This is a genomic window from Aggregatibacter sp. HMT-949, from assembly GCF_041734645.1.
In the GTDB taxonomy this organism is placed as follows: Bacteria; Pseudomonadota; Gammaproteobacteria; order Enterobacterales; family Pasteurellaceae; genus Rodentibacter.
Genome location: NZ_CP162010.1, coordinates 631,479 through 653,381, shown reverse-complemented (window position 1 = coordinate 653,381; position 21,903 = coordinate 631,479). Strand labels below are relative to the sequence as shown.

The window sequence follows — 21,903 nt, the reverse complement described above, 5'->3', positions numbered from 1 at the left end:
ATGGCAGGAACTGCTCAAGGCGTTCAAACGCAAGATATTATTAAAATCTCCGCAACGTCCGGTCTAACACCGGCACCTCAAGTGCGGGATCATAAAGTTGAAGTAGCAAAACTGGTTGACGTTACCACCTGTATCGGCTGTAAAGCTTGCCAAGTTGGTTGTTCAGAGTGGAATGACATTCGCTCTGATGTCAATGCACAGTGTGTGGGGATCTACGATAACCCAGTAGATCTGAACCCGAAAGCATGGACAGTTATGCGCTTTAACGAAGTGGAAGAAAACGATCGTTTAGAATGGTTAATCCGTAAAGACGGTTGTATGCACTGTCAAGAACCGGGCTGTTTGAAGGCTTGCCCGGCGCCGGGTGCGATTATCCAATATGCAAACGGTATTGTGGATTTCCAATCCGACAAATGTATCGGTTGCGGTTACTGTATCGCCGGTTGTCCGTTCAACATTCCACGTATGAATCCGGAAGACAATCGTGTGTACAAATGTACCCTTTGTGTTGACCGTGTTTCCGTGGGACAAGAACCGGCTTGTGTGAAAACCTGTCCGACCGGCGCGCTTCGTTTCGGTTCTAAAGAAGAAATGAAAGTGTACGCAGAACAACGTATTGCGGAACTTAAAGCACGCGGTTATGAAAATGCGGGACTTTACGATCCGGAAGGGGTCGGCGGCACTCATGTTATGTATGTGTTGCATCACGCCGATAAACCGGAACTTTACAACGGACTTCCGAAAGATCCGCAAATTGATATTAGCGTGACATTATGGAAAGACGTTCTCAAACCGGTTGCTGCGGTTGCCATGGGCGGTTTGGCATTAGCCGAAATCGGCCATTACTTAACCGTCGGCCCGAACGTGGAAGAAGATGTGGAAGATCATCACCACGAATTTGAAGACGAAGATAAACATGCCAAAAAGGGAGAACAACATGAGTAAAATTGAAATTAGCAACGATACTCGCGTTATTCGTCACAGAACGCCTGCGCGTATCAGCCACTGGTTGTTGGTGATCTGCTTCTTTATGACAATGTTCACCGGCGTGGCGTTTTTCTTCCCTGATTTCGCGTGGTTAACGGAAATTCTAGGTACGCCGCAATTGGCTCGGGCAATTCACCCGTTCACCGGAATTTTAATGTTCTTCGCCTTTATTTACCTTGCGTTATTGTATTGGGATCATAACATTCCGGAAAAAAACGATATTCGTTGGGCAAAAGGCATGCTTGAAGTATTAAAAGGCAACGAGCACGCAGTCGCTGATAACGGCAAATATAACCTTGGTCAAAAAATGCTCTTTTGGACATTAAACTTGGCCATGCTGACATTACTTGTCACCGGTATCATTATGTGGCGTCAATACTTCTCGCACTACTTCTCCATTCCGGTGCTCAGAATCGCGATTCTGCTTCACTCAGCCAGTGCGTTTATGCTATTCACCGGTATTTTGGTGCATATGTACATGGCGTTCTGGGTGAAAGGTTCCATTCGCGGCATTGTAGAAGGTTGGGTTACTGTTCGCTGGGCGAAAAAACACCACCCGAAATGGTACCGTGAAGAAGTGCTCGAAGAATTGGAACAAGACCTGATCAACGAACAGGAAGGGAAAAATCTCAAGACCAAAGTTCTATTTAAAGGTTTTGGAAAATAGCCCTTTATAATGCAAGAAAAGTGCGGTTAATTGACCGCACTTTTTATTATGTAACCCGAAAACGGACTTACCGGACCGTGATTAAAGAGAACATTATGAGTATCAAAATCCTCTCCGAAGCGGAGATTAAAGAACAGAAAAAAAATTCTTACGAAACGCCGGCAGTACTATTCGCCAACCCGAAAAATCTGTATCAACGTCGTGCCAAACGCTTAAGAGAATTAGCGAAAGATCATCCTCTTGCCGACTATCTTTTATTTGTAGCAGATGTGGTGGAAAGCCAACTCACAACCCTTGAAAAAAATCCGCTGCCTAAACAAGATTTAGCACATTTAAGCGGCATCGAACCGCTCAATGCCAAAAAATTCAAACGCGATATCATTTGGCGCGAATATTTAACGGAAATTCTAAGTGAAGTAAAAACAAAGGCAAACGAACAAGTTGTCGCCACAATCGACTCGTTGGAAAAAGCTTCAAGCGGCGAATTGGAAGAAATGGCAAGCCATTTGCTCGCACAAGAATTCAATTTAGTCGACAGCGACAAAGCGGTGTTTATTTGGGCTGCGTTATCACTTTATTGGCTCCAACTGGCGCAGCAAATTCCTCACCACAGCCGTCTGGAAAACACCGAGAATCTGCATTATTGCCCGGTTTGCGGCTGTGCGCCGGTTGCCAGTATGATTCATATCGGCTCATCACAAGGCCTGCGCTATTTGCATTGCTCCCTTTGTGAAAGCGAATGGAATTTGGTACGCGCCCAGTGCACCAACTGCAACGGCCACGATAAGCTGGAATTATGGTCATTGAACGAAGAACTGGCGCTGATTCGCGCGGAAACTTGCGGCAGCTGCGAAAGTTATTTAAAAATGCTGTTCCAAGAAAAAGATCCGAATGTCGAAGCCGTCGCCGATGATTTGGCGTCAATTTTCTTAGATGTGGAAATGGAAGAAAAAGGCTTCGCCCGCAGTGGCTTAAATCCATTTATTTTCCCTGCACAAGAAAGTTAAAACGAAGTATCAAAATAGCACCGCATTGAAACCTAGAGCGACAAGGGAAAGCTTGCGCTGCAAGGCTTCAATGCGGTGCTATTTTAGATCTTCAGCTAACGGAAACCGCCCGAATTAGGCATGCGCCGTTCTCTTCAACTCACAAATAACACGCCATGACCACCGCGTTCTCGCGCCCGCCATTGGGTTTCGGGTAGTAATTTTTGCGTATATCCACTTCGTTGAAGCCTTGTTTTTCATACAGCCGGCGAGCAATGGAATTAGATTCGCGCACTTCCAACCAAAGGGTTTGAATGCCCTTTTTACGCAATTCTTCCATCAATTTATTGAGTAATATTTTGCCGAAGCCTTTACCTTGACTAGCCGGTTCGACAGCAAGATTAAATAAAGTCGCTTCATCTAACACCGTTTGGCAAACGGCAAAACCGACAATGCGGCCTGCGTCCAGCAATTTTAAATTCAAATAACGTTCGCCTTGATTATTTTTAAGCGTAGCGAGCGACCAAGGCACAAGATGCGCTTGCCGTTCGATTTCGTAAAGGCAGTCGAAATCGTCCGCTTCGACAGGGAAAATTTGTGGCATATTATTGAGTTTGTTGAATTTGTCGCCAAAGTTCACGTTTGGCTGCGGGAGAAGATTGAAACTGCGCAAAATCCGGCGAACGATAAATCTGCTCGGCCTTTAAACAATAAGCTTCAATGCGGTGCTGTTTGGCCTCCTCGGCGAGCAGCCAATAACGCGCGGAATGATTTAATTCGAGATGCTGAACTTGCTCGTCATTCACGCAAAGACAATCTTCTTTTTGCAATGCAAGAGCGCGCAAAATATCGGCAAACAGCGCGCTTTGACTGAAGTCTTCCTCGGCAACTACGATTAATTGAATGTGTGGCGCGACGACAACAGTCACCACACCCCGAAGCACTTCCGGGCGATGCAATTGCCATTGGCTGATACCCATTTCGTTTAAAAGGAGATGGCGTCGGTCCATATGATTAACGCGCGATAGCATCGAACGGATAGTCGATTAAGCCTTTTACGATGGCTTTTTCTTCCGACACCGTCGGTTTCTGTTGATAAGCTTTTAAGCTACGGAACGACAAAATATTTTTATCTTTATACACCACCGCGATAAAGCGTTGGAAATCTTTACCATCACAGGCGTAATAAGGCGTAGCGCCATCGTTTAAAGCTTGCAAGGAGCAAGCGCTTTTATTCGAATTTAAGTATTTTTCGGTTAATGCCGCTTCATGGGACATATCCTGCAAATAAAAGGTTTCGCTTAACAATGACTTGCGATTAGTGCGATCCTGACTCACCGCCAAACTAATAAAACGCGGATCTTCACCTCTCACTGCTTGAGTTTGTTTGTAATATTTTTCGCCATTGAACAGAATTTCTCCGCCATTTTTTTTCACGCGTTCATATTGCGCGTCTAATTTTGCCTGTTCAGCTGTCACTTCGCCGGCGGACGGTGTTTGCCACTTACCTTGCAATTGTTCGATTAATTGGCAACCGGAAAGCAAGCTTGCCAGTGCCGCAGCTAAGAAAAATTTTTGCATAAAAACGTCCTCTCAAGAAAAGTAGCAAAAGCCATGAAATCATTTTTTATCATCGCTATCTTTGCTAAAATGGCGACAATTTTAACCAATAAGCTACAGGAATTCAAAGCGTGATTTCTCTTGAAAGCGAAGTTTTACAACGCCACCTTCCCCTTTTTCGCGGTAAATCCGTTTTGTTTGCCGGCGGAATTAACGACCAATTTCCTTCTCAAATAGCACCGCATTGCAGCGCCGTCAGCATTTGGAGTAGCTATTTCGACTATGCGCGCGACGCTGATGCCGTCGATTTCGGCGTCGAATTTGAAGGTGAGGCGGATCTCATCATTTATTACTGGACAAAAAACAAACAAGAAGTACAGTTCCAACTGATGCAACTGCTGGCTCGGGCAAAAGACGCGCAAGAAATGTTAATCGTCGGTGAAAATCGCAGCGGCGTGCGTTCGGTGGAAAAAATGCTCGCACCTTTCGGCAACACAGCAAAAATTGATTCGGCGCGCCGTTGTGGGCTTTATTATTTTTCCTTGCAAAAACGCCCGCAGTTTGCCCTCGCCGATTATTGGAAAAGCTATCGGCATCCGCAGTTGGATGGATTAATAGTACACAGTTTACCCGGTGTATTTAGCGCCCACGAATTGGACGTTGGCACTGCATTGTTGCTTTCAACTTTGCAGAATCGCATCAACGGCAAAATATTGGATCTCGGATGCGGTGCCGGTGTAATCGGTGCAACGATTAAAAAACACAATCCCGACGCGCAAATTACGATGACCGACATTCACGCCATGGCCTTGGCATCAGCACGCAAAACCCTTGCGGAAAACCAATTGGAAGGCGATGTTTTGGCCAGCGATGTGTTCTCAAATGTTGAAGGTAAATTCGATCTGATCATTTCCAATCCGCCTTTCCATGATGGCCTCAACACCGCCTATCGCACCGTACAGGAACTTATCGGTCAGGCCAAAAAGCATTTGAATCAAGGTGGTGAATTACGCATTGTGGCCAATGCATTCTTGCCTTATGCCGATTTATTGCAACACCATTTCGATGTATTCGACGTACTGGCGCAAACGTCGAAATTTAAAGTTTATTCGGCCAAAAATTAGCAATGGCCTTTTTAATAAAGGCGTAATAAGATACGTCGTTTTTGTGACTTTTCCGTACTTCGCCAATTACTCTTAACAAACGAAATTATGCTTCCTGAACTCGGTTTTTTCTTTCTCTTACTGGCAACCTCCGGCGCTTTCTTCCTCGCTTTGCTACCGCAACTCGGCTTGTATAAAAAAAGCCCAACGCTCATCCATTCGGCCTGGTGGTTAAGTTATCTGATCGCCTTATCCGGCACCGCATCCGTTGCGCTACTCGCCTACGCTTTCGCAACGGACGATTTTACCCTTGAATACGTTGCAGCCCATTCAAATTCTCAACTTCCGCTGTTCTTCAAAGTGGCGGCGACTTGGGGTGGACATGAAGGCTCAATGTTATTTTGGTTGTTTTCCTTAAGCCTTTGGCTTGCTGCGTTTGCGTTCTTTAACCGTAAACATGACCGCACGTTTTCCGCGCAAACCTTATCTTTGCTGGGGCTAATCTGTTTCGGCTTCGCGCTATTTATCCTGTTTTACTCCAATCCGTTCGGACGTATTTTTCCACCACCGCAAGAAGGACGCGATCTTAATCCAATGCTGCAAGACATCGGATTAATTTTCCACCCTCCGCTGCTTTACATCGGCTATGTCGGCTTTGCCGTAAATTTTGCTATGAGTTTAGCGGCATTAATTTACCCTCGTTCCGCCCGCCAAATCGCTCGTTCAATGCGGTGCTGGGTGCTGAGTGCGTGGTTATTTTTAACTCTCGGTATCGTGCTCGGCGCTTGGTGGGCTTACTACGAACTCGGTTGGGGCGGCTGGTGGTTTTGGGATCCGGTGGAAAACGCCTCGCTCATGCCGTGGTTGCTCGGATTGGCGTTATTACACAGCTTAACGGTGACGGAAAAACAAGGCGCCTTTAATTATTGGACAACCCTCTTTTCCTTGCTTGCTTTCGCCTTCAGCATACTCGGTACGTTTATCGTACGTTCGGGCGCGCTTAGTTCCGTGCATGCCTTTGCGTTGGATAATACGCGCGGTTATGTGTTACTGCTAATTTTCTTCCTGCTCACCGTCAGCGCATTAGGCTTATTTGCTTTGCGGGCGGGAAGCGATAACGAAAACACCGTTGAATTTCGACTCATTTCCAAAACGGGCGGCATTTTATTGCTGAATATTTTGCTCACCGTCGCCACTGTTTCCACCTTCCTAGGCACCTTCTATCCGATGTTGTTCCAAGCCATGAATTGGGGCTCGATTTCGGTGGGAAGTCCGTACTTTAATAGTATTTTCCTGCCGATTATCGCGTTCATGTTAATCGCTATGACGGCGTCGCTTGCGTTGCATCGGGCAGGCTTTAATCGCGCAATGTTTTTACGCCGTTTATGGTTACTTGTTCCGGCGTTTATCATTTCAGCGCTAATGATTTGGCAACAGTTGCGCCATAACGAGACCTTAACTTTCCGACCGTTTGCATTTGCCCTTTTAACCCTTGCCGTTTGGCTTTTAGTGGCGACCTTATGGCAAAATTGGCAGCGCATTCGCTTGCCGCAGCTCGGCATGATTTTAGCCCACAGCGGCGTAGCAATTGCCGCCATGGGCGCGGTAATGAGCGGATATTTCGGCAGCGAAATCGGTGTCCGTTTGGCACCGCATCAAAGCCAGACTTTAGGGCAATACGAATTTCATTATCGCGAATTTTCTAACGAGATCGGCCCAAACTTTACCGCCGAAGTCGCTTTTTTTGAGGTCACCGAAAACGGCCGGCCTTATGCTCGAATCATTCCCGAACGTCGTTATTACGATGTGCGCGCCATGACCATGAGCGAAGTCGGCATAGACGCCGGCTTTTGGGGCGACCTTTATATCGTGATGGGTGACAGCCTGGGCAACGGCAAATTCACCTTCCGCTTGCACTACAAACCGTTGATTCGATGGCTTTGGGCGGGCGGCATTTTAATGGCGTTAGGCGCGCTTTGCAGCGTTTTGGCATTACGTCGAAAACAGGAAAAATAATGCAGAAAAAACTCCTCTTTTTTATTCCGCTTTTTTTATTGTTGAGCCTGTGTTTGCTTTTGATGGCGGGTTTGAATCAAGATCCGAAGAAAATCGCCTCCGCGCTCATCGATAAACCGGTACCGGAATTCTACCAAGCCAATTTATTGGCTCCGTCGCAAACTTTAAGTCCGAAAGATTTTCCTAAGCGTCCATTTTTGCTTAACGTTTGGGGCAGTTGGTGCGGCTATTGCAAAGAAGAACACCCGCTTTTAATGGAGATCGCTGAAACCATTCCGATTATCGGCATTGATTATCGTGACAATCCGAAAAACGGCATTGAAATGCTTAAACGAATGGGCAATCCGTTTATCCTCACGATTAACGATAGCCACGGCGAACTCGCATTAAAACTGGGCGTGGACGGAGCGCCGGAAACCTATTTGGTGGATGAACACGGCGTGATTCGTTACCGTCATTCGGGTTTGCTTGAGCGTGAAACTTGGCAAACGGTATTTGTGCCGAAAATTAAAGAATTAATGAAACAATGAAGCAAATTCTCACCCTACTTTTCTTTGTATTCGCCCTCTTCGCAAAAGCGGAAATGGTAGATACTTATCAATTTAAAAATCAAACCGATCGCATGCGTGCGGTGGAATTGGCGAAATCCTTGCGCTGTCCGCAGTGTCAGAACCAAAACTTGGTGGAATCCAATTCGCCGATTGCTTACGACTTACGCATTGAAGTTTATAAGCTGGTGGACGAAGGCAAAACCGACCAACAAATCATTGATACGATGACCGCGCGATTCGGCGATTTTGTCAATTACAAACCGCCGTTTCAATGGAATACCGCACTGTTGTGGTTATTACCGGTAGGATTGCTAATATTGGCTTTCGGGCTAATTTATCAGTCTCGCAGAAAAAATACGTTTCCTCCCCGACTTCAGGGAGAAACAGTCCATCGGACAGAAAGGGAAAACATCGCTTCCCTTGGAGCTACGCCTAGCGCCGCCCACAAGCAGAATAAACCAAGTCCTTCGTGGAAAAAAAATAGTCAGAAAGTGAGTCTTATCCTCTTCCTATTGGTACTTGCCATGCCTCTCGCCTATTACTTTTCGCTTGATCGTTTCGAGCGCGTGCAACAGGGCGAGCAAGCGATGCAAGAATGGCATAATCGGCAAATTGAAATGACCGATGCGCATAAAACGGAAGATATTATCGGCAAAATTCAAGATAAATTACGCGCTAATCCGAACGACGAAGAAGCCTGGACTCAGTTAGGCGAAGCCTATGTACAAAATAATGAATTTGAGTACGCGCTCATTGCCTACAATAACGCGGAAAAATTGGCAGGCGACAAACCGAGCATTTTGGGTTTAAAAGCGACGGCGCTTTATTACCTTGCCGACAAACGTATGACGCCGGAAATTCAAAACTTAATAACGCGCGCATTGCAACAAGATAAAAAAGAAATCGCCAGTCTTTCTTTGCTCTCCGCCGTTGCTTTGGAAGCGGGGCGTTATGACGAGGCGAAAGATTATTTGCAGCAATTATTGGACTCGGCTAACAACGCGGTGGATCGCCGCATGGTGATTCAACGCATGAAAATGTTGGAATTTCTACAACGCGGAGAAACGCCTTGAATTACAGCGAAACAATCATTATCGGCGCCGGTGCGGCCGGTTTATTTTGTGCCGCGCAATTAGGCAAACTCGGGCGTCAAGTTACAGTGTTGGATAACGGCAAAAAGATCGGCCGCAAAATTTTAATGTCCGGCGGCGGCTTTTGTAATTTCACTAATTTGGATATCACGCCGGCTCATTACCTTTCGCAAAATCCGCATTTTGTAAAATCTGCCCTCGCCCGTTATACCAACCGGGATTTTATTTCCTTGGTGGAGAAATACGACATCGCTTACCACGAAAAAGAACTCGGACAATTATTTTGTGATGAAAGCGCAGAGAACATCGTCGATATGTTACAAGCGGAATGTCATCGATACGGCGTACAAATTTGCTTGCGCAGTGAAGTGTCAAAACTGCACCGCATTGAAGGCGCTGAAATAGGCGCTTTCCGCTTGCAGGCCGGCGACGCACATTGGCAATGCAAAAACCTCGTCATTGCCACCGGCGGACTTTCCATGCCGCGACTGGGCGCCACTCCGTTCGGCTATCAAGTGGCGGAACAATTTGGCATTCCGATCGTACCGCCGCGCGCCGGCTTGGTGCCTTTTACTTATCGCGAAACCGATAAATTTTTAAGCGTGCTAGCAGGCATCAGCTTACCGATAAAGGTCACGGCGCAATGTGGCCAATCTTTTCATAATCAACTTTTGTTTACTCATCGTGGCATTTCAGGTCCGGCGCCGTTGCAAATTTCTAATTATTGGCAACCGAATGAATCCGTAATCATTGATTTATTGCCGACACACCATTTAGAAGAAGAAATCAAACAAGCCAAGCAAAACTCTCCTAAGCAAATGCTGAAAAGCATTCTAACGCATTTACTGCCGAAAAAACTGGTCGAGCTGTGGCTGGAACAAGGCATGTTCAAAGATGAAGCGCTCGCCAATTTAAGCAAAGCGCAATTAAAAAATGCGCTCGATTTAGTCCATCATTGGCGATTTACCCCGAATGGAACCGAAGGTTATCGTACCGCGGAAGTAACGATGGGCGGCGTGAATACCAACTATATTTCCTCCAAAACCATGGAAAGCCAAAGGGTGAAAGGCTTATATTTTATCGGCGAAGTCCTAGACGTTACGGGTTGGTTGGGCGGCTATAATTTTCAATGGGCATGGAGTTCGGCTTATGCCTGCGCAACGGGCATTCACACCGCAGATTTATGAATAAATTTCACCATTTCAACAAAAAACCTCATTTTAATTCATTCTTTATTTTCGTTAGAATGCATCCTCAACTCAAACAAAGGAAAATAATATGACAACTGCCACCCTGCCTTTCCACGCCGATACCGTGGGATCTTATTTAAGAACGCAACCGTTAAAAGAGGCTCGTGCAAAATTCGCTGCCGCTGAAATTAGCCGTGAACAGCTTACCGAAATTGAAGATCAAGAAATTGCCAAATTGGTGCAAGCCCAATTAAACGCGGGCATCAAAGTGATTACCGACGGTGAATTTCGTCGAGCATTTTGGCATATTGATTTCTTAGAAAATTTAAACGGCATTGAAGGTTATCAACCGGAACACGGTTACAAATTCAACGGTGTGGAAACCAAACCTTACAATACCCAGTGCTGCGGTAAAGTCTCTTGGAATCCGAATCATCCGTTTATTGAGCATTTCAAAAAATTAAAAGACATCGTGGATGAACGCGGCATAGTGAAATACACCATTCCAAGCCCGAACCAATTAATGTACCCAATTCAATGGGATACCGGCATTTACGCCAGCCGCGCAGAATTTGCCAAAGACGTACAACAGGCTTACAAAGATGCAATTCAAGCCTTTTACGATGCAGGCTGCCGTTATTTGCAATTTGATGACGTGTACTGGGGTTCGCTCTGTAACAATTATTTAAAGCCAGAATTTGAAGCCGACAAAGCCCAAGCCTTAGAAAATATTCAAGTGGTGCTCGCCGATAAGCCGGCAGATATGCTGATTACCACCCATGTTTGTCGCGGGAACTTCCGTTCCACTTACTTATTAAGCGGCGCTTACGACCCAATTGCCGATGCACTGTTTGCAAAAACCAACTACGATGGCTATTTCTTAGAATACGATGACGAACGTTCCGGCGGTTTCGAACCGCTAAAATACTTCGCCGAAAATCCGCATAAAGGCAAAGTAGTATTAGGCTTAATTAGTTCCAAATTTCCGCAATTAGAAAGTAAAGATTCGATCAAGGCCCGTATTGCCGAAGCGGCCAAATATGTGCCATTAGAACAGCTCTGCCTAAGCCCGCAATGCGGTTTCGCTTCAACGGAAGAAGGCAACATTATGAGCGAAGCGCAACAATGGATGAAAGTGCGTTATGTGGAGGAAATCGCCAAGGAAGTTTGGGGAGAAAAATAATTCTTGGTTAAAACTTACGCTACGCCCGTTATTGTCTAAGGCGGTTCGTAAACCCATCTAAGCCATTTGCCGAACCCGCTGTCGGAAGTCAAAAATAGCACCGCATTGGAGGAGGTTCCAATGCGGTGCTGTTTTACTATGTCAAGATAAAGCACTGAAAAACAAAAGCCAAGGCATCAAAACCTTGGCTTTGTTAAGAAAAATCAGCGTGCTTTATTCGTCCATATAACCCAAACTTCGTAATGCACGTTCGTCGTCGGCCCAACCTGATTTTACTTTCACCCAAAGTTCTAAATGAACTTTATTATCGAATAAACGTTCCATATCGGCACGCGCTTCCATGCCAACGGTTTTGATTTTCTGACCGCCTGCTCCGATAACCATTTTCTTTTGGCCTTCGCGTTCGACTAGAATCAAGCCGTTGATTTCGTAAGTCCCACGTTCGTTCACTTTAAACTGTTCGATTTCAACGGTAACGGAATACGGTAATTCTTCGCCGGTGAAACGCATCAATTTCTCGCGGATTATTTCCGAAGCCATAAAACGTTGCGAACGATCCGTCACATAATCTTCAGGGAAGTGATGCACGCCTTCGCGTAAAGATTGGCGCACGATTTTTTCCAACTCATGTACATTATTACCGCGCTGCGCCGAAATCGGCACAATGTGGGCAAAGTTAAATTTGCTACTGATTTCCGTAATAAATGGCAGTAAATCGTCTTTATTTTTGATGTTGTCCACTTTGTTGATGGCTAACACCACCGGCGCACGAGCGGAACGGAGTTTGTTTAACACCATTTCGTCATCGGCGTTCCAATGGGTGCCGTCCACCACAAAAATAATCAAATCTACGTCACCAATGGCACTGCTGGCGGCGCGGTTCATTAAACGGTTAATGGCACGTTTTTCTTCGATGTGAAGCCCCGGCGTGTCCACATAGATTTCTTGATAGACTCCTTCGGTTTTAATTCCCACAATACGATGACGGGTGGTTTGCGCTTTGCGCGAAGTAATGGAAATTTTTTGCCCTAAAATTTTATTTAAGAGCGTCGATTTGCCCACATTTGGGCGACCTACAATGGCGATAAAGCCGCAGTAGGTCTGAGTATGTTGTTCGGTCATTTGATGTCCAGTTCTTTTAAAATTTGTTCCGCCGCTGCTTGTTCGGCTCTGCGCCGGCTTGAACCTTTTGCCACAAAAACGCGGTCGATTTTATCCGCATTTTTCACCTTACATTCCACGATAAAGGTTTGGCAATGGGCTTCTCCTTGAATATTCACCACTTCATAAGTTGGCAACGGTAAATGTCTGCTTTGTAAATATTCCTGCAAACGGGTTTTCGCATCTTTTTGATTGTCGCCGGGTTTGATCTCAGCCAATAATCTGCCATACCAATTCCGGACCACTTGTGTTGCCGTCTCCAGCCCCTGATCGAGCGACATTGCACCGATAATCGCTTCTACGCAATCGGCAAGAATCGACTCGCGACGAAAACCACCGCTTTTCAATTCCCCGGAACCCAACAACATATAGTCGCCCAATGCAAATCGACGGGCGAGAGTCGCCAAAGTCGGTTCACGCACCAACGTCGCGCGCATACGACTTAATTCGCCTTCATTACTGCGAGGAAATTGATGGTAAAGCGCCTCGGCAATCGTGAAATTAAGAATGGAATCGCCTAAAAATTCCAGACGTTCGTTATGTTGAGCGGCCGCGCTACGGTGTGTCAGCGCTAATTTTAGAAGTGATCTATCGTTAAATTGGTAGCCGATTTTATGCTCTAATCTATCTAACTGATTCATATTATTTAATTGTCGTAAAGAAACGTTCAAAACGGAAGCCGGTTGGCCATTCGTTTGGCGCTTTGTCCAAACTCATCCAAATATAAACGGCTTTGCCGACAATATTTTTTTCCGGAACGAATCCCCAAAAACGACTGTCGTCACTGTGATCGCGATTATCACCCATCACGAAATATTGTCCTTCCGGCACGACCCATTCTGCTGTCGGATTACTGTCTTGCGGAAAAAATTCCGGGCCGGAATAACGACGATACGGGCTAATTAAAATATTGTGCGTAACATCACCTTGTTCGGTAAATTCCAATTCATTTGGGAATGCCGGATTCGTCGGATTTTGCGTATATTCGAATACACGGATTTCGCAATTTAAATCGCAAGGCTTACCGTCTTTAGCGTAAACGATTTGTAAGGTTTTCTTATCCATATCGAAAATCACACGATCACCACCCTGCCCGACAATGCGTTTAATGTAATCGACGCCGGACATATTGTCTTTTGAGGTCAATGCCAGATTTTCCGCATAAGCCGCCCGACTTGCGCCGAGACCGGTACGCATAAGCGCTTGATGCGGTGCTTTAAACACAATCACATCACCACGTTGCGGTTTATCGCCTGCGATAATAGTATTTTGGAAAATCGGATCTTTCACGCCGTAAGCATATTTATTAACCACAAGAAAATCGCCCACTCGCAAGGTGGATTCCATTGAACCGGACGGAATTTGAAAAGGCTCAAACAGAAAAGAACGCACTAAAAACACCACGGCAAGTACAGGGAACAACGATGATAAAAACTCGGAACCTTCAGAAATCGGTTCAATTTTGGCCTTTTCTTCATCACTTAATGCTTGGCCTGTGCGTTGCTCGACACGCGCAATTTGACGGTTACGCTTTGGCACCGCTACAAAGCGGTGATAGCACCATAACACGCCGGAAAGTACGGTCAAAATCAGTAATAAAATGCTGAAAGTGTTTGGCAATTGGAGGAAATCCAACCCTTTCCAAATACCAAAACCGACCGCTAATAAAATCACAAAAAATAAATTCGACATAATTTCCTTCTGAGTTTTCTTTATTTATCTTTTCCGACATGAAGAATCGCTAAAAACGCTTCCTGCGGCACTTCCACGTTACCCAGAGACTTCATACGTTTTTTACCTTCTTTTTGTTTTTGTAATAATTTTTTCTTACGGCTCACGTCGCCACCATAACATTTCGCCAATACGTTTTTACGCAATTGTTTGACGGTGGAACGAGCGATGATGTGGTTGCCGATTGCCGCCTGAATAGCGATGTCAAATTGTTGTCGCGGAATCAGTTCACGCATTTTTTCCACCAATTCACGACCACGATAAGGTGCGTTGTCTTTGTGTACGATTAACGCAAGAGCATCCACGCGTTCGCCATTGATCATAATATCTACGCGCACCATGTCCGCCGCTTGGAAGCGTTTAAAACCGTAATCCAAAGACGCATAACCGCGAGATGTAGATTTCAGGCGGTCAAAGAAGTCCAGCACAACTTCGCCCATCGGGATTTCATAAGTGAGCGCCACTTGATTGCCGTGATACACCATGTGGGTTTGTACGCCGCGTTTCTCTACGCACAACGTAATCACGTTACCCAAATAAGCTTGTGGCAACAGCATATTACATTCCGCAATCGGCTCACGAATTTCTGCGATATTGTTCAATGGTGGCAATTTTGACGGGCTATCTACATAAACAACCTCGCCGTTGGTCAGCTCGACCTCATAGACTACCGTCGGTGCGGTGGTGATGAGATCTAAATCATATTCACGCTCCAAGCGTTCCTGAATAATTTCCATGTGCAACAACCCAAGGAAACCACAACGGAAACCGAAACCGAGCGCGGTGGAGTTTTCCGGCTCATAGAACAGGGAGGCATCGTTCAGGCTTAATTTGCCGAGCGCGTCGCGGAAGGCTTCGTAATCATCGGAACTAATTGGGAATAGCCCCGCATAAACCTGTGGCTTCACTTTTTTAAAGCCCGGTAATACGGAACTTGCCGGATTATTATGTAAAGTTAGGGTATCCCCTACTGGTGCGCCTAAAATATCTTTAATAGCACACACGACCCAGCCCACTTCGCCGCAATTTAAAACCGTGGTATCTACTTGTTTCGGCGTAAAAATTCCCAAGCGATCCACATTATAAGATTGGCCGGTGGACATGACTTTGATTTTGTCGCCTTTACGCAAGGTACCGTTTTTAATCCGCACCAAAGAGACCACGCCTAAATAATTGTCAAACCAAGAGTCAATGATCAAGGCTTGCAAGGGCGCATTCGGATCCCCTTCCGGCGCCGGGATTTTCGCCACGATTTCTTCCAATACATCTTCAATGCCCACGCCGGTTTTGGCGGAACAACGCACCGCGTCAATGGCATCAATGCCTACGATGTCTTCGATTTCTTCTGCAACACGTTCTGGTTCTGCCGCTGGCAGATCAATTTTGTTTAAAATCGGTACGACTTCCAAATTCATTTCAATGGCGGTGTAGCAATTTGCTAACGTTTGTGCTTCCACGCCTTGCCCCGCATCCACCACCAACAACGCCCCTTCACAAGCGGCAAGAGAACGAGACACTTCGTAAGAAAAGTCAACATGCCCCGGGGTATCGATAAAATTCAGTTGATAGGTTTCACCGTCTTTGGCGGTGTAATTTAAGGTCACGCTTTGCGCTTTAATAGTAATCCCGCGCTCGCGTTCCAGATCCATAGAATCCAACACCTGCTCCGCCATTTCGCGGTCGGACAAGCCGCCGCAAGTTTGGATTAGACGATCCGATAAAGTCGATTTACCGTGGTCAATATGGGCAATAATAGAAAAGTTGCGAATATTCTTCATAAATAGATAGGTTTTCTCAATTCAAAAGTCATCAAATTTAGCTGGCGGATTGTACTCGAAAAGCAAAGAGAGCGCTAGAAAAGAAAAGCGCTTGCGCATCAATGAACATTGATTTGAGCACCGCATTGAAAACGCACCACACAAGGATTAGGCGTTTTCGATAGAGAAAGAAATGACCTCTTTGATGGTCTCAACGCCCAGAGCAATCATTACGAGGCGATCCACGCCTAACGCGACGCCGGCAGTATTCGGCATTCCCGCTTGTAATGCACCAAGAAAACGTTCATCAATCGCACGCAACGGTAGGCCCGCTTTTTGGCGTTGACGGTTATCCTGCTCAAAACGACGCCGTTGTTCGTCCGCATCGGTAAGTTCATGAAAACCGTTGGCGAGTTCCACGCCTTTGTAATAGAACTCAAAACGCTCCGCTACACGTTGATCTTCCGGGCTTAATTGCGCTAAAGCAGCTTGCGAAGAAGGAAAATGATAAATCACCACCGGCGCATTTAAGCCGATTTTCGGTTCCACCATTTCACTGAATAGAAATTGCAATAACGTATCACGATCTTCGTCCTCTTCTGCTATAAAATTCTGTTGACGCGCTGCCTCCATTAATTCTTTACGCGTTGCCGAAAGCGGATCTAACCCAACGTATTCTTGAAAAGCGAATTGATAGCTCATGCTTTCCGCCGGCAAGCAATCTAAAATTTGTTGCAGTAAATCATCCACTTCGTTAATTAATCGATACATATCAAAATGCGGCCGATACCATTCAAGCATAGTAAATTCGGGATTATGACGATTACCGGCCTCTTCATTGCGAAAAACTTTGCTGATTTGGAAGATCGGCCCACTCCCGGCAGCAAGCAAACGTTTCATGTGATATTCCGGGCTGGTACCAAGCCATAAGGTTTTTGAAAGCGCATCAAAAGGCGCAATAAATTCCGTACTGAAGGTAGAAAGATGAAGATCGGTCACGCCGAATTCACTCAATACCGGTGTTTCCACTTCCAATAAACCGCGATCGGTAAAGAAACGGCGGATTTCGGCGATAATTTTGGCGCGTTTTAAAAGATTTTCAATGTTGGCGGAAGGCTGCCAAGCCTTTTTTTCGGACGTAAGCACGGTCACTTTTCCTCGACTTTTTTAGGTGAACGATGTGAAGTCGCTCATTGTAAATGACTGGATTCGGCAACTCAACTTATCCTCCGTTTCGCTTGTTTATTAGCTCAAATAACAATCCTTCTCATTTGATTTGCTTAGATAAATTAACTTTTTTGAGGTAAATCACAAAATTGTCAATTTATTGAAATTTCGCCCTAAAAAAAGTTATTAATTTATAAAAAAGATGGCACAATGCTCGCGTCCGCCCTTTGGGGTGTTTTATTTTTTACTTTCTACTGATTGGAGGATATCGTGCAAACAGTTAATGTCGATATTGCAATTGTTGGTGCTGGTGGCGGCGGTTTACGTGCGGCGATTGCCGCAGCGGAAGCGAATCCTAACTTAAAAATTGCATTAGTTTCAAAAGTTTACCCGATGCGTAGCCATACGGTTGCAGCTGAAGGCGGCGCGGCGGCGGTCATTAAAGAAGAAGACTCTTATGACAAGCACTTCCAAGACACCGTAGCCGGCGGCGACTGGTTATGTGAGCAAGACGTGGTGGAATACTTCGTTGAACATTCTCCGGTGGAAATGACCCAGCTAGAACGTTGGGGATGTCCTTGGAGCCGTAAAGCTGATGGCGATGTAAACGTACGTCGTTTCGGCGGAATGAAAATTGAACGGACTTGGTTTGCCGCAGATAAAACCGGTTTCCACTTGTTACATACTCTTTTCCAAACATCAACCCAATTCCCTCAAATTCAACGTTTTGATGAACACTTTGTGTTAGACATTTTGGTCGATGACGGTCACGCCCGCGGTATGGTTGCAATGAACATGATGGAAGGCACATTGATACAAATTAACGCCAATGCGGTGGTCATCGCAACAGGCGGCGGTTGTCGTGCATTCAAATTCAATACCAACGGAGGAATCGTGACAGGTGACGGTTTGTCTATGGCATATCGTCATGGTGTTCCTTTACGTGATATGGAATTCGTTCAATATCACCCGACCGGTTTACCGAATACCGGCATTTTGATGACCGAAGGTTGTCGCGGTGAAGGCGGTATCTTAGTCAACAAAAACGGCTACCGTTATTTACAAGATTACGGTCTTGGTCCGGAAACTCCAATCGGCAAACCGCAAAATAAATACATGGAACTCGGCCCGCGCGATAAAGTTTCTCAGGCATTCTGGCAAGAATGGAAAAAAGGTAATACCTTAAAAACTGCCAAAGGTGTGGATGTAGTTCACCTAGACTTACGTCACCTAGGCGAAAAATACTTACATGAACGTCTGCCGTTCATCTGCGAATTAGCAAGCGCTTATGAAGGTGTAAACCCTGTAAATCAACCAATTCCGGTTCGTCCTGTCGTTCACTATACCATGGGCGGTATTGAGGTGGACTTCAACAGCGAAACTCGTATTAAAGGCTTATTTGCCGTCGGAGAATGCGCGTCTTCCGGTTTGCATGGCGCCAATCGTTTAGGCTCTAACTCATTAGCCGAATTAGTGGTACTAGGTCGCGTAGCAGGTGAATACGCGGCGCAGCGTGCCGTTGAAGCACAACCGGCTAATCAAACTGCTGTCGATGCACAAGCCAAAGACGTCGTTACTCGCTTAGAGGCGCTTTACAATCAAGAAGGCAATGAATCTTGGTCTGAAATCCGTGATGAAATGGGTACCATAATGGAAGAAGGTTGTGGTATTTATCGCGACCAAGAAAGCATGCAAAAAGCGGTAGACAAAATCGCTGAACTTAAAGAACGTTACAAACGTATTCGTGTTGCGGATCGTTCAAGTGTGTTCAATACCGACGTACTTTACACCGTAGAATTAGGCTACATCTTAGATGTGGCGCAATCTATCGCAAATTCTGCGATTGAACGTAAAGAATCTCGAGGCGCACACCAGCGCTTAGATTATACTGAACGTGATGATGTAAATTACTTAAAACACACTCTTGCTTTCTATAATGAGAACGGCGCACCGCGCATTGAATACAGTCCGGTGAAAATCACTAAATCTCAACCTGCAAAACGCGTTTACGGTGCGGAAGCAGAAGCTCAAGAAGCGGCTGCGAAAGCTAAGGAGCAAGCAAATGGCTAATTCACCAGTAATGAATGTTGAAGTATTACGCTACAATCCCGAAAACGATCAAGAGCCACATTTAAGCACTTATCAAGTGCCTTATGATAACCAAACATCCCTACTTGATGCGTTAGGTTACATTAAAGATAAACTTGAACCTTCCCTTTCTTACCGTTGGTCTTGTCGCATGGCAATCTGCGGTTCTTGCGGAATGATGGTCAATAATAAACCGAAATTGGCTTGTAAAACGTTCTTGCGTGATTATAGTGGTCATATGCGTATCGAACCGCTGGCGAACTTCCCGATTGAACGCGACTTAGTAGTAGATTTAAGTCACTTTATCGAAAGTTTAGAAGCGATCAAACCGTATATTATCGGCAACGAAGCACCTGCTTTAGACGGTAAACCACATCCATCTACAGAACTTGCAAAAAGTCGTACAAAACAAACGCCGGCACAACTTGAGAAATACAGAACGTTCTCCATGTGTATCAACTGTGGCTTGTGCTATGCCGCTTGCCCACAGTTCGGTTTGAATCCTGAATTCTTAGGCCCTGCCGCGATTACTATGGCGCACCGTTATAATCTTGATAACCGGGACCACGGTAAAGCGCAGCGCATGCCATTGTTAAACGGTAAAAACGGCGTATGGAGCTGTACTTTCGTGGGTTATTGTTCCGAAGTTTGTCCGAAGCATGTGGATCCGGCTTCAGCCATTAACCAAGGCAAAGTAGAAAGTGCCAAAGATTATGTTATCTCTATGCTAAAACCAAAAGGCTAAAGGGGGAAGATATGTCAGTAACTGTTAGTAAACGTAAAAAATATGTTCGCCCAATGACGGCTACTTGGTGGCAAAAATTAGACTTCTACAAGGCTTATATGCTACGTGAAGCAACCTCAATTTTTGCTGTATGGTTCTGTATCGTATTGCTCTATGGTGTGCTTTGCCTTGCCGGCAACCCAATACCGGGCCTAGGTATTTTGAATTTCATTGAGTTTTTAAGAAACCCAATCGTAGTGGTGTTAAATATCATTACGCTCGTGGCGACACTTTACCACACTGTGACTTATTTCTTAATGACGCCAAAAGTGATGAACATCATTGTAAAAAATGAACGTTTACCGCATCACGTTATCAGAAATGCGCTTTGGGCGGTAACCGCACTTGTAAGCCTGGTTGCACTAGTTTTAGTTTATATCTAAGGGAGAGAAAAAATGGTTGATAAAAATCCAAAACGCTCCGGCGAACCACCGGTGTGGTTGCTTTTCGGTGCCGGCGGTACAGTTAGCGCAATTTTCTTCCCCGTGGTAATTTTAATCTTAGGCTTGTTGTTACCTTTCGGCTTAATCGATCCGGCTAACTTAATTACCTTCGCGTATTCCTGGATCGGAAAACTTATAATTCTTGTGCTCACTATTTTCCCAATGTGGTGCGGATTACACCGTATCCACCACGGTATGCACGATCTTAAAATCCATGTTCCTGCCGGTGGCTTTATCTTCTACGGTTTGGCTACCATTTACACCGTTTGGGTATTATTTGCAGTAATTGGTTTATAAGAAAAATTAAAGAAAAAAACGCGTCGAGTTTATCCTCAACGCGTTTTTTTATTTTCTCTTATTTCAATTGCGTACTTCAGCTTGCTCACGCTCTAGTTTTCGAATTTCTTCACGTTCTTTACGACGAATTTCATCCTGAATTTCCCAGGCTTCATACGCTTGTACAACTTTCGCGACTACCGGATGACGTACAATGTCTTGACTATCAAAATAATTGAAACTCAATTCCGGCACCGCATTCAACACTTCAATTGCATGACGAAGGCCTGATTTAGTACTACGCGGCAAATCGATTTGAGTAATATCCCCGGTAATGACTGCCTTGGAATTAAAACCGATACGGGTAAGAAACATTTTCATTTGCTCCACGGTAGTATTTTGGCTTTCATCTAAAATGATAAAACTATCGTTTAAAGTTCGGCCGCGCATATACGCAAGTGGTGCAATTTCAATCACATTGCGTTCCATCAGTTTTTGCACGCGTTCAAAACCTAGCATTTCAAACAAAGCATCGTAAAGAGGGCGCAAATAAGGTTCGATTTTTTGCCCTAGATCGCCCGGTAAAAAGCCTAATTTTTCTCCGGCTTCTACTGCCGGACGGGTAAGTAACACGCGACGAATCTCTTGGCGTTCCAAAGCTTCTACGGCAGCGGCTACGGCTAAAAAAGTTTTCCCCGTTCCTGCCGGCCCGATACCAAAACTAATATCGTGCGTCAGAATATTATGCAAATATTGCACTTGATTGACGCCGCGCGGCTTAATTACACCCCGCTTAGTTTTAATCACACTACTATAAACATCGCTTTTCGCGCGTTCCGGTTCCACTTGCGATAATATTCGACTTTCCTGTAGCGCCATATGTACGTTTTGCAGCTCTAGCTCTTTTGCTTTACCTTTAATCGGCGCGGTTTCCATGTACAAATCTTGAATTAATTTAATTGCGCATTGAATTAGCTTTTCATGATGCGATTTAGGATTTTCTTCGTTGGATTTGATAGTAAAAGTGAAATTGTTACGGGAAATATTGAGATTAAACTCTTTTTCGATGAGTTTAAGATGCTCATCAAACGCGCCGCAAAGCGATTGAAGGCGGCCGTTGTCTTGAGGTTCGAGAGTAAATGTCGTCATTGAAATATGATTG

Annotated in this window: 22 protein-coding genes; 13 read left to right on the top strand and 9 right to left on the bottom strand. The window is 45.3% G+C overall.

What is annotated here, in order from left to right; translation table 11 throughout:
* The 3 genes from fdxH to fdhE all read left to right on the top strand — a co-directional run bounded on the left by fdxH (position 1) and on the right by fdhE (position 2,661).
* Positions 1-945, top strand: a complete 945-nt coding sequence (gene fdxH / locus AB3F25_RS03115) for a formate dehydrogenase subunit beta (protein ID WP_373604053.1) — start codon at positions 1-3, stop codon at positions 943-945.
* A complete protein-coding gene (locus AB3F25_RS03110) occupies positions 938-1,654 on the top strand; it encodes a formate dehydrogenase subunit gamma (protein ID WP_373604052.1) in 717 nt (238 codons plus the stop codon). Before fdxH ends, AB3F25_RS03110 begins: the two co-directional genes overlap by 8 nt.
* A gap of 95 nt (positions 1,655-1,749) precedes the next feature.
* Positions 1,750-2,661, top strand: a complete 912-nt coding sequence (fdhE, locus tag AB3F25_RS03105) for a formate dehydrogenase accessory protein FdhE (RefSeq protein ID WP_373604051.1) — start codon at positions 1,750-1,752, stop codon at positions 2,659-2,661.
* A 139-nt stretch (positions 2,662-2,800) separates the two neighbouring features.
* On the opposite strand, the gene rimI is transcribed toward fdhE, so the two are convergent.
* The 3 genes from rimI to AB3F25_RS03090 are packed head-to-tail and all read right to left on the bottom strand — an operon-like array spanning position 2,801 to position 4,221.
* Positions 2,801-3,244, bottom strand: coding sequence for a ribosomal protein S18-alanine N-acetyltransferase (gene rimI, locus AB3F25_RS03100; protein WP_373604050.1), 444 nt, complete (start codon positions 3,242-3,244; stop codon positions 2,801-2,803).
* A gap of 1 nt (position 3,245) precedes the next feature.
* On the bottom strand, positions 3,246-3,650 hold the full coding sequence (gene holD, locus AB3F25_RS03095) for a DNA polymerase III subunit psi (RefSeq protein WP_373604049.1): 405 nt from the start codon (positions 3,648-3,650) through the stop codon (positions 3,246-3,248).
* Between the two features lie 4 nt (positions 3,651-3,654).
* Positions 3,655-4,221 (bottom strand): hypothetical protein, encoded by a 567-nt coding sequence (locus tag AB3F25_RS03090; RefSeq protein WP_373604048.1) that lies wholly within the window; start codon positions 4,219-4,221, stop codon positions 3,655-3,657.
* 110 nt (positions 4,222-4,331) lie between these two features.
* Here AB3F25_RS03090 and rsmC point away from each other — a divergent pair, with 110 nt between their 5' ends.
* The 6 genes from rsmC to AB3F25_RS03060 all read left to right on the top strand — a co-directional run bounded on the left by rsmC (position 4,332) and on the right by AB3F25_RS03060 (position 11,334).
* Positions 4,332-5,324 (top strand): 16S rRNA (guanine(1207)-N(2))-methyltransferase RsmC, encoded by a 993-nt coding sequence (rsmC, locus tag AB3F25_RS03085; RefSeq protein WP_373604047.1) that lies wholly within the window; start codon positions 4,332-4,334, stop codon positions 5,322-5,324.
* Between the two features lie 87 nt (positions 5,325-5,411).
* Positions 5,412-7,319 carry a heme lyase NrfEFG subunit NrfE gene (gene nrfE, locus AB3F25_RS03080; protein WP_373604046.1) on the top strand — a complete coding sequence of 636 codons (1,908 nt, stop codon included), beginning with the start codon at positions 5,412-5,414 and terminating at the stop codon, positions 7,317-7,319.
* Positions 7,319-7,849, top strand: coding sequence for a DsbE family thiol:disulfide interchange protein (locus AB3F25_RS03075; protein ID WP_373604045.1), 531 nt, complete (start codon positions 7,319-7,321; stop codon positions 7,847-7,849). Before nrfE ends, AB3F25_RS03075 begins: the two co-directional genes overlap by 1 nt.
* Positions 7,846-8,943 carry a heme lyase NrfEFG subunit NrfF gene (gene nrfF / locus AB3F25_RS03070; protein WP_373604044.1) on the top strand — a complete coding sequence of 366 codons (1,098 nt, stop codon included), beginning with the start codon at positions 7,846-7,848 and terminating at the stop codon, positions 8,941-8,943. Before AB3F25_RS03075 ends, nrfF begins: the two co-directional genes overlap by 4 nt.
* On the top strand, positions 8,940-10,148 hold the full coding sequence (locus AB3F25_RS03065; protein ID WP_373604043.1) for an NAD(P)/FAD-dependent oxidoreductase: 1,209 nt from the start codon (positions 8,940-8,942) through the stop codon (positions 10,146-10,148). The genes nrfF and AB3F25_RS03065 overlap by 4 nt, the downstream gene beginning before the upstream one ends.
* A gap of 91 nt (positions 10,149-10,239) precedes the next feature.
* Positions 10,240-11,334, top strand: coding sequence for a 5-methyltetrahydropteroyltriglutamate--homocysteine S-methyltransferase (locus AB3F25_RS03060; RefSeq protein WP_373604042.1), 1,095 nt, complete (start codon positions 10,240-10,242; stop codon positions 11,332-11,334).
* Between the two features lie 213 nt (positions 11,335-11,547).
* On the opposite strand, the gene era is transcribed toward AB3F25_RS03060, so the two are convergent.
* The 5 genes from era to epmA form a co-directional block, all read right to left on the bottom strand.
* Complete coding sequence (gene era, locus AB3F25_RS03055; protein WP_373604041.1) at positions 11,548-12,456, bottom strand: GTPase Era; 909 nt, start codon at positions 12,454-12,456, stop codon at positions 11,548-11,550.
* Positions 12,453-13,136 (bottom strand): ribonuclease III, encoded by a 684-nt coding sequence (rnc, locus tag AB3F25_RS03050; protein WP_373604040.1) that lies wholly within the window; start codon positions 13,134-13,136, stop codon positions 12,453-12,455. Before rnc ends, era begins: the two co-directional genes overlap by 4 nt.
* A 1-nt stretch (position 13,137) precedes the next feature.
* Positions 13,138-14,187 (bottom strand): signal peptidase I, encoded by a 1,050-nt coding sequence (gene lepB / locus AB3F25_RS03045; protein WP_373604039.1) that lies wholly within the window; start codon positions 14,185-14,187, stop codon positions 13,138-13,140.
* Between the two features lie 20 nt (positions 14,188-14,207).
* Complete coding sequence (gene lepA, locus AB3F25_RS03040) at positions 14,208-16,004, bottom strand: translation elongation factor 4 (RefSeq protein WP_373604038.1); 1,797 nt, start codon at positions 16,002-16,004, stop codon at positions 14,208-14,210.
* A 147-nt stretch (positions 16,005-16,151) separates the two neighbouring features.
* The gene (gene epmA / locus AB3F25_RS03035; protein ID WP_373604037.1) at positions 16,152-17,129 is read right to left on the bottom strand and encodes an elongation factor P--(R)-beta-lysine ligase; all 978 of its coding nucleotides are present in this window, start codon (positions 17,127-17,129) and stop codon (positions 16,152-16,154) included.
* 291 nt (positions 17,130-17,420) lie between these two features.
* Here epmA and frdA point away from each other — a divergent pair, with 291 nt between their 5' ends.
* From frdA to frdD, 4 genes are read left to right on the top strand one after another with little or no spacing between them, the layout of a single operon-like run.
* Entirely contained in the window at positions 17,421-19,220 is a 1,800-nt protein-coding gene (frdA, locus tag AB3F25_RS03030; RefSeq protein WP_373604036.1) for a fumarate reductase (quinol) flavoprotein subunit, read from the top strand.
* Positions 19,213-19,983 carry a succinate dehydrogenase/fumarate reductase iron-sulfur subunit gene (locus AB3F25_RS03025; RefSeq protein WP_373604035.1) on the top strand — a complete coding sequence of 257 codons (771 nt, stop codon included), beginning with the start codon at positions 19,213-19,215 and terminating at the stop codon, positions 19,981-19,983. The genes frdA and AB3F25_RS03025 overlap by 8 nt, the downstream gene beginning before the upstream one ends.
* Positions 19,984-19,994: 11 nt before the next feature.
* Positions 19,995-20,405, top strand: a complete 411-nt coding sequence (gene frdC / locus AB3F25_RS03020; RefSeq protein WP_373604034.1) for a fumarate reductase subunit FrdC — start codon at positions 19,995-19,997, stop codon at positions 20,403-20,405.
* A gap of 12 nt (positions 20,406-20,417) precedes the next feature.
* A complete protein-coding gene (frdD, locus tag AB3F25_RS03015) occupies positions 20,418-20,762 on the top strand; it encodes a fumarate reductase subunit FrdD (protein ID WP_373604033.1) in 345 nt (114 codons plus the stop codon).
* A 63-nt stretch (positions 20,763-20,825) separates the two neighbouring features.
* Here the strand turns inward: frdD and AB3F25_RS03010 are convergent, their stop codons facing one another.
* Positions 20,826-21,890 (bottom strand): PhoH family protein, encoded by a 1,065-nt coding sequence (locus tag AB3F25_RS03010; RefSeq protein ID WP_373604032.1) that lies wholly within the window; start codon positions 21,888-21,890, stop codon positions 20,826-20,828.
* Between the last annotated feature and the right edge of the window lie 13 nt (positions 21,891-21,903).